This window comes from Alistipes sp. CAG:268, from assembly GCA_000434235.1.
Lineage (GTDB): Bacteria > Bacteroidota > Bacteroidia > Bacteroidales > Rikenellaceae > Alistipes > Alistipes avistercoris.
Genome location: FR892016.1, coordinates 54,941 through 56,140 on the forward strand (window position 1 = coordinate 54,941; position 1,200 = coordinate 56,140).

Below are 1,200 nucleotides of genomic sequence, written 5' to 3' on the forward strand. Positions count from 1 at the left end.
CGCGTGCGCAACAAGAAGGTGACCTACTACTGCTACTCCGAAGAGGAGCGCGTGCGCGCCATCGAGAAGTGCGGCGCGGGGGTGGAGATCACGCGATTCAAAGGTCTCGGCGAGATCTCCTCGACGGAGTTCAAGGAGTTCATCGGCGAGAACATGCGCCTGGACCGGGTGCGCCTGACGAAGGACGACCCGATCCACGACCTGCTGGAGTTCTACATGGGCAAGAACACCTTCGAGCGGCAGGGATTCATCATCGACAACCTGCGTATCGAGGAGGACCTCGTGGAGCAGGACCTCAAACTGAGTTGATGCGCTATGGCAGAAGAGAAAGAGATACGCGAGGGGCTTCCCGCCGGGGAGGCCGACACGGCGGCGCCCGGAGCGCCGTCGGACGGAGACACGCCGCAGGATGCGGTGCCTGTCGATGAGGCTCCGGCCGGGGAGCCGGCAGCTGCGGCCCGGGCCGGGAAGTTCGGACGGCTGATGCAGGACGAGGGTGGTGTGCGCAAGCTCACGGGCATGTACCGCAATTGGTTCCTCGACTACGCCTCCTATGTGATTCTGGAACGTGCCGTCCCCCACGTCGAGGATGGCCTGAAGCCCGTGCAGCGGCGCATCCTCCACGCCATGAAGACGGTCGATGACGGTCGCTACAACAAGGTGGCGGGCATCGTCGGCGAGACGATGAAGTACCACCCGCACGGCGACGCCTCGATCAAGGACGCGCTGGTGCAGCTCGGGCAGAAGGACCTCCTGATCGACTGCCAGGGCAACTGGGGCAACATCCTGACGGGCGACGATGCGGCCGCGGGCCGTTATATCGAGGCGCGCCTGTCGAAATTCGCGCTCGACGTGGTCTTCAACCGCAAGACCACCGAGTGGATGCGCTCCTACGACGGACGCAACGAGGAGCCGGTGACCCTTCCGATCAAGTTCCCGCTGCTGCTGGCCCAGGGATCGGACGGCATCGCCGTGGGCCTGGCGTCGAAGATCCTGCCGCACAACTTCATCGAGCTGATCAATGCGGCCATCGCCCACCTCGAGGGGCGCGACTTCGACCTCTATCCCGACTTTCCGACGGGCGGCATGGCCGACGTGAGCCGCTACAACGACGGCCTTCGGGGCGGCACGGTGAAGGTCCGCGCGAAGATCTCGAAGATCGACAAGCGCACGCTCGCCATTACGGAGATTCCCTACACG

At 64.4% G+C, this 1,200-nt stretch carries 2 pseudogenes; both read left to right on the top strand.

What is annotated here, in order from left to right:
* Positions 1-309, top strand: a pseudogene (locus QZL63_RS09430) (type IIA DNA topoisomerase subunit B); the annotation flags it as partial.
* Positions 310-315: 6 nt separating this feature from the next.
* Positions 316-1,200, top strand: a pseudogene (locus tag QZL63_RS09435) (DNA gyrase subunit A); the annotation flags it as partial.